Annotated in this window: 6 protein-coding genes; 5 read left to right on the forward strand and 1 reads right to left on the reverse strand. The window is 60.3% G+C overall.

The genetic code is table 11. The annotated features are described in order from the left end of the window. Positions 1-138 precede the first annotated feature (138 nt). The 5 genes from JP75_RS09150 to JP75_RS09170 all read left to right on the forward strand — a co-directional run bounded on the left by JP75_RS09150 (position 139) and on the right by JP75_RS09170 (position 5,593). The gene (locus JP75_RS09150; protein WP_035081814.1) at positions 139-1,155 is read left to right on the forward strand and encodes an amino acid ABC transporter substrate-binding protein; all 1,017 of its coding nucleotides are present in this window, start codon (positions 139-141) and stop codon (positions 1,153-1,155) included. 112 nt (positions 1,156-1,267) lie between these two features. Continuing rightward, complete coding sequence (locus JP75_RS09155) at positions 1,268-2,458, forward strand: amino acid ABC transporter permease (RefSeq protein WP_035081817.1); 1,191 nt, start codon at positions 1,268-1,270, stop codon at positions 2,456-2,458. 9 nt (positions 2,459-2,467) lie between these two features. Continuing rightward, the gene (locus tag JP75_RS09160) at positions 2,468-3,595 is read left to right on the forward strand and encodes an amino acid ABC transporter permease (protein ID WP_035081821.1); all 1,128 of its coding nucleotides are present in this window, start codon (positions 2,468-2,470) and stop codon (positions 3,593-3,595) included. A 4-nt stretch (positions 3,596-3,599) separates the two neighbouring features. Beyond that, positions 3,600-4,400 (forward strand): amino acid ABC transporter ATP-binding protein, encoded by an 801-nt coding sequence (locus tag JP75_RS09165; RefSeq protein WP_035081823.1) that lies wholly within the window; start codon positions 3,600-3,602, stop codon positions 4,398-4,400. 161 nt (positions 4,401-4,561) lie between these two features. Beyond that, positions 4,562-5,593, forward strand: a complete 1,032-nt coding sequence (locus JP75_RS09170) for an amino acid ABC transporter substrate-binding protein (RefSeq protein WP_035081825.1) — start codon at positions 4,562-4,564, stop codon at positions 5,591-5,593. Here JP75_RS09170 and cls read toward each other — a convergent pair. Then, on the reverse strand, positions 5,590-7,041 hold the full coding sequence (cls, locus tag JP75_RS09175) for a cardiolipin synthase (protein ID WP_244446280.1): 1,452 nt from the start codon (positions 7,039-7,041) through the stop codon (positions 5,590-5,592). The two genes, JP75_RS09170 and cls, sit on opposite strands and share 4 nt — an antisense overlap. Positions 7,042-7,122 lie beyond the last annotated feature (81 nt).

The raw sequence follows: 7,122 nt of genomic DNA on the forward strand, positions 1-7,122 counted from the left end.
CGTTGCCGTCGATAGGCGCTTGCATGCTTAACAGCATCTATTCGCCGCTCAAAGGCGGCGGGTGCCGCCGGAGACGCCGAAACGAAAGTTAGGAAAGAAACTCCGGGATAAGAGGGTCAGGAAACAAAAGGCAAACAAATGCAAAAAAAGCTCGTAACGCTTACAGCAACGGCGATACTGGGTCTTACGGCGGTCTCGGCTCAGGCCGCCATTTTGGATGACGTCAAGGCAAAGGGATATGTGCAGTGCGGCGTGACCGGCGGTGTGCCGGGCTTTTCCGCTCCTGATTCCAACAATGTGTGGACCGGCATCGAAGTCGATTTCTGCCGCGCCATGGCCGCAGCCGTCTTCAACGATGCCGAAGCTGTCCGCTACACGTCGCTGACCAGCCAGGAACGCTTCACGGCTCTTTCCGCCGGTGAAGTCGATGTGCTCTCGCGCACCACGACCTGGACCATGAGCCGCGACACGCAGCTCGGCATCAGCTTTGTCGGCACCATGTTCTATGACGGCCAGGGCTTCATGGTCCGCAAGGCCGACGGCATCGAATCCGCTCTCGACCTCAGCGGCGCCGCCATCTGCATCGAATCCGGCACCACCACCGAATTGAACGCAGCCGACTACTTCGCTGCCAATGGCCTCGAATTCAACACCGTGGTCTTCGTCGACCAGGACGAAGTCGTGAAGGCCTATGAAGACGGCCGCTGCGACGTCTACACCACTGACTCGTCGGCTCTCGCCGCCGAACGTTCCAAGTTCGCCAATCCGGATGACCACATCATCCTGCCCGAAATCATCTCCAAGGAGCCGCTTGGCCCTGTGGTTCGCGCTGGCGACACCCAGTGGTTCAACCTCGCTCGCTGGACCTATTTCGCGCTGCTCGAAGCCGAAGAACTCGGCGTGACCTCGGCCAATGTCGACGAAATGCTCGGCTCCGATAACCCGGCCATCAAGCGCCTCCTCGGCGTTGAAGGCGACTTCGGCACCCCGCTCGGCGTGACCAAGGACTGGGCCTACCAGATCATCAAGCATGTCGGTAACTATGCCGAATCCTATGATCGCAACGTTGGCCCCGCGACCCCGATTGGGCTCGAACGCGGCCTGAATGCCCTTTGGAAAGACGGCGGCATCCAGTACGCCCCGCCGATCCGCTAATCTGAACGAATTGTGCCGGCGCCCCAAAGTGGGCGCCGGTCTCTTTGTTCTGTCACCTATGGCGCCTCAAAAGGGCGCATAGCGGTTATTTGCGGCCAAGGGACAGCATCATATGACCACTCGCGAAATGGGGCACGACGCTGCCCCCCGCGTCAGCTTTTTCAATGATCCGGTGATCCGAGGGATCATCTACCAGATCGTCGTTGCCGTCATACTCGTCGGCTTCATCGTTTGGATCGTGGGCAACACCGCCGCCAATCTCGCGGCGCAAAACAAGACGACCGGCTTCGATTTCCTCTGGAAGACGGCCGGCTTCGACATCAGCTTCTCGCTCCTGCCGTGGTCGCGCGGCTCCTACTATTGGGAAGCCTTCCTCGTCGGCCTGCTCAACACGCTGCTCGTTGCCTTTATCGGCATCGTCTGCGCCACGGTTCTGGGCTTCACCATCGGCATCGCCCGCCTCAGCAGCAACTTCATCGTCTCGCGGCTTGCGACCGTCTATGTCGAAATCATCCGCAACATCCCGCTGCTGCTGCAATTGTTCTTCTGGTACTTCGCCGTGCTCAAGGCGATGCCGGCAGTCAGGGAATCGATAGCCCTGCCGCTCGATTCCTTCATCAATCAGCGTGGCATTTTCGTACCAAGGCCCATACCCGACGAGCAGTTCGGCTTCGTCTGGATTGGTCTCGCCCTGGCCATTCTCGGCGTCGTGGCGCTTCGCCATTGGGCCAAGAAGCGCCTTGAGGCCACCGGCCAGCGGTTTCCGGTCTTTCTGACCTCGCTGGCGATCCTGTTCGGTGTGACCGGGCTCTTCTTCGTCGTCAGCGGCGCCAGCGTTACCTTTGAACCGCCTGTTCTCGAGCGCTTCAACTTCAAGGGTGGCCTCGCCCTGCCGCCCGAATTCGTCGCGCTGGCCTTCGGCCTCACCATCTATACGGCGGCCTTTATCGCCGAGACGGTGCGTGGCGGCATACAGTCGGTCAATCGCGGACAGACCGAAGCGGCGCAGTCGCTTGGCCTCAAGGAAAATGACCGGCTTCGCCTCGTCATCGTTCCCCAGGCCATGCGGGTCATCATTCCCCCGCTAACGAGCCAATATCTCAACCTGACAAAGAATTCCTCGCTTGGCGCCGCCATTGGCTACCCCGAGCTTGTGAACGTCTTTGCGGGCACCGCCCTCAACCAGACCGGCCGCGCGATCGAATGTATCGCCATTACCATGTTGGTCTATCTCTGCTTCTCCCTGCTCACCTCGGCGATCATGAATTGGTACAACGCCCGCGTGAAGCTGGTGGAACGGTAGGAGGATCTGATGACCGATATTGGATTCGTCCGCTCTGAACTCGTAACCGCCCGACCGGCTCCCGTGCGCACCACGGGCGCAATCGCCTGGGCCCAGAAAAATCTCTTCGCGACGCCGCTGGATACGGTGCTGACCATACTTGGTCTTCTGTTCCTCGCCTGGATTATCCCACCGCTATACGGCTTCTTCTTCGGCAATGCCGTGGGGCCGAATGGCACCGTGGAACAGTGCCGCATGGAAAATGCCGGCGCCTGCTGGGCCTATATCGCGGCCGAAATGGAATTCTTCATTTACGGCTTCTACGACATCCCCGAGCAATGGCGCCCGAACATCGTCTTTGCGCTGGGCGCCATCCTGCTGGTGCCGCTCCTGATCCCAAAAGCCCCGTTCAAGCGGACAAATGCCGTCCTCTTCATCGTGGTCTATCCGATCCTTAGCTACTTCCTGCTCGCCGGCGGCGTGTTCGGTCTCAAGGTCATCCCGACCGAAAAGTGGGGCGGCCTTCTAGTCACGCTGATCATTTCGGTGATCGGCATAACGCTGTCCTTCCCGCTGGGTGTCATCCTGGCGCTTGGCCGACAGTCGCAACTGCCGATCATCAAGACCGTTTGCGTCGGGTTCATCGAACTCATCCGCGCCGTGCCGCTGATCACCATTCTGTTCATGGCCTCGATCATGCTGCCGCTCTTCATGCCGCAGGGCATGACGGTGGATAAGTTCCTCCGCGCGATCGTGGGTGTGACGCTCTTCACCTCGGCCTACATGGCCGAAGTGGTCCGCGGTGGCCTCCAGGCCATTCCCCGCGGCCAATACGAAGCGGCATCAGCCTTGGGGCTGGGATATTGGAAACGCATGTGGTTTATCATCCTGCCACAGGCGCTCAAGCACGTGATCCCGGGTATCGTGAACAACTTCATCTCGTTGTTCAAGGATACATCCCTCGTCTACATTGTCGGCATGAAGGATCTGCTCGAAGCGGTAAAGACCAAGAACGACACCGCGCTCGAATGGCAATCCGCCAACACCGCGACCACCGGCTATATCTTCGCCGCCATGGTCTTCTGGGTGTTCTGCTTCGGCATGTCTCGCTACTCCATGTACATGGAGCGACGTCTTAACACTGGCTACAAGAGGTAGCTCAATGTCCCAAGTCTCCGAAACGACTGTCGAACGGGAAATCGACACCAGCCAGATGCAGGTATCCAAGACCGAAGTCGCCATCGACGTCGTCAACATGCACAAGTGGTATGGCGATTTTCACGTGCTGCGCGACATCAACCTGCGTGTGATGAAGGGCGAGCGTATCGTCATTGCCGGCCCCTCGGGCTCAGGCAAGTCGACGCTCATCCGCTGCATCAATCGCCTGGAAGAGCATCAGGAAGGCCAGATCATCGTCAATGGTACGGAACTCACGGCCGACCTCAAGCGCATCGACGAAGTGCGCCGCGAAGTCGGCATGGTGTTCCAGCACTTCAATCTCTTCCCGCACCTGACCATTTTGCAAAACCTGACCCTCGCCCCGATCTGGGTGCGCGGCATTCCCAAGGCCGAGGCCGAGGCGACCGCCATGCACTATCTCGAGCGCGTGAAAATCCCCGAGCAGGCCAATAAATTCCCTGGTCAGCTCTCGGGCGGTCAGCAGCAGCGCGTCGCCATTGCGCGTTCGCTCTGCATGCAGCCCCGGATCATGCTCTTCGACGAGCCGACCTCGGCGCTCGATCCCGAAATGGTCAAGGAAGTGCTCGAAGTGATGATCAGCCTTGCAGAAGAAGGCATGACGATGATTTGCGTCACCCACGAAATGGGCTTCGCCCGTCAGGTGGCCAATCGCGTCATCTTCATGGATCAGGGCCAGATCATCGAGCAGAACGAACCCGAAGAGTTCTTCTCCAACCCGCAGCACGAACGCACAAAACTGTTCCTCAGCCAGATCCTGCATTAAAGATCTGACACACCGGCTCTTCTCCCTTCGCGGGAGGAGAGCTGCCTGAGATTTGGCAACCGCTCTCATTGTCCGGTGGAATTGCTCGCCTCGCAGCAATCGCCGCCTTGACCCGACGCCTTGCCCTGCCAATATGCGGTGGCACAAAGGGAAGCCGCGGATTGACCTCAGTTTTCAAGCGATTGCTGCCGCTGGCGGCGGGCCTTGCCTGCGCCCTTTCGCTTGCCGTGACCGCCGTCAGCGCGCAGACGCTTGATGCGGTGCGCGAGCGTGGCTTCCTCGTTTGCGGCTCCAGCAATCCCCTGGCCGGCTTCGCCCAGCAGGACGCCAATGGCCGCTGGTCCGGCTTTGACGTAGACCTCTGCCGGGCGCTGGCCGCTGCCGTTTTCGGCAATCCCGACCTCATCGAATTCCGCGCTTTCCGCGGCGAAGCCCGTTTCGCGCCGCTGCAGACGGGGGCAGTGGACGTCCTCATGCGCAATGGCGCCTGGACCGCCGGCCGCGATCTCCGTTATGGCGCGCGCTACGTGACCCCCAGCTTCTTTGACGGGCAGGGGTTTCTCGTCCCCCAGTCCCTCAGCGTCGTCTCGGCCTATGAGCTGAACAATGTGAGCGTCTGCGTCGTCGACACATCGGACGCCGTCGAAGCCCTCGATGACTTCTTCTTCTCCAATCAGACCAGCTATACCGACGTCGTTTACGAAGACATCGCCGATCTCATCGTCGCCTATCGTGCCGGCATGTGCGATGTCATCTCCGCCTCGGGCCGCCAGTTGCAGGCCATCCGCCGCGAACTCACGGACCCGTCGCAACACCGCATCCTGCCCGAGCGCATCTCCAAGGAAACGCTGGGCCCCGTCGTTCCCGGCGGCGACGATCAGTGGTTCGAGATTGTTCGCTGGACCATTTTTGCCCTGATCACCGCCGAAGAAGTGGGCGTCACGAGCCTTAACATCGACTCCCTGACCGCCGCCCGCTCGGCCGATGTCCGCCGCCTGCTCGGCGTCGAAGGCGACTTCGGTACCTCTCTCGGCCTGCGCGCCAGCTTCATGACCGACGCCATCCGCGCCGTCGGCAACTATGGCGAACTCTACGACCGCCATTTCGGCCCACAGACCGGCGCCGCGATGTTGCGTGGCCAGAACGCCCTCTGGAGCAATGGTGGCCTGCTCTACGCCCCGCCGATCCGCTAAAGCAGCGGCGAAAGCAGGCGCGCCGCCTGGGTCATGAAGTAGAGCGTCACCGGCCGCGTCGAAACCTCCGCCAGGCTGACCTGCCGGCAGGATTTGAAATCCTCGTCCAACATGGCCTCGACCGCTGCCAGGGTCCGATCATCGGTGAACCAAAGCGTGATCTCGAAATTGATGGCAAAGGACCGGTTGTCGAAATTGACGCTGCCCACCGTGGCGATGTCGTCGTCCATCAGCACCACCTTCTGGTGCAGGAAGCCATCGGTATAGCGATAGACCGAGATATCGTGTTCCACCATGGCATCGGCATGGGCCATGCTCGCCAGCCACACCAGCGCATGGTCCGGATTGTCCGGCAACATGATCCGCACATCCACTCCGCGCAGCCGCGCAGCAAAAAGCGCTGTCCTGATATCGGTATCCGGCACGAAATAAGGGCTGACGATCCACAGCCGCTTTCGTGCCCGCCCGATCAGATCGACATAGGCAATGGCGCATTCCTCGAGCTTGTCAGCAGGGCCGCTGCCCATGACCAGCACGGATTGATCGCCCGGCGTATCAAGCTCCTTGGGGGGCGTTGCAGGCAGGCGCTCACCGGTCGCCCATTCCCAATCCTCGCGGAACAGCAGCGCACAGCCGAGCGCAGCGGGCCCCGAAACGCGCACATGCGTATCGCGCCAGCGCCCGAATTTTGCATTCTCGCCGAGATATTCGACGCCCACATTGTGCCCGCCGACCCAGGCATGCTTGCCATCGGCCACCACGATCTTGCGATGATTGCGGTAGTTGATCCGCGTCGGTCCATAGACCCGCAGGAACTTGTGGCGCTGGTTGAAGCCTGCAACCTTCACCCCGGCCTCGCGCATCTGCGCCCGAAACCGCTTGGGCATGCCGGTGCTGCCGATGTCGTCATAGAGCAGTCGAACTTCGACACCGGCCCTCGCCTTGGCAATCAGCCGTTCAGCCAATTGTTGACCAAGCTTGTCGTCGCGAATGATGTAGAACTGCACCAGCAGATAGTGCTCTGCCGCTTCTATACCGGCAAAGATGGAGTCGAATGTTGCGGTTCCGTCTATCAGCAGCTCGACGTCATTGCCCTTGAGAAACGGCAGCTCGGAAACCTGCACCTGAACAGGCCATTTCGCATCCGTTTCCCGGTCGATCAGTGCCAGATCCTTGGCGCGGAGCGGCCGGTCTGCGCGGCCATTCTTGATCCGGTCGGTGGCGTAGTCGTCGAAGAACTTCCAGCCGAAAATCATATAGAGAAAGGCAGTCGGGAACGGCAGCAGCGCCAGCGAAATCAGCCAGGCGATCGAGCCCTGCGATGTCCGGGAATTGAATATCTCCCGCACCGCGCAAACAAACGCCAACAAATAGATCGCCGCCATGATCGCCGCGACCAGATGCAGATCAGCGACTATGGCCCTTAGGATATCGTCAATGCCGAACACGGTGATCCTCTCACCTAGTGAGAGGGCACTGTATCAGCCGATGGCCGTTCGACAATCCCGCGTCTAGTTGTCCGACCCTCA

This window comes from Devosia riboflavina, from assembly GCF_000743575.1.
Taxonomy (GTDB): domain Bacteria; phylum Pseudomonadota; class Alphaproteobacteria; order Rhizobiales; family Devosiaceae; genus Devosia; species Devosia riboflavina.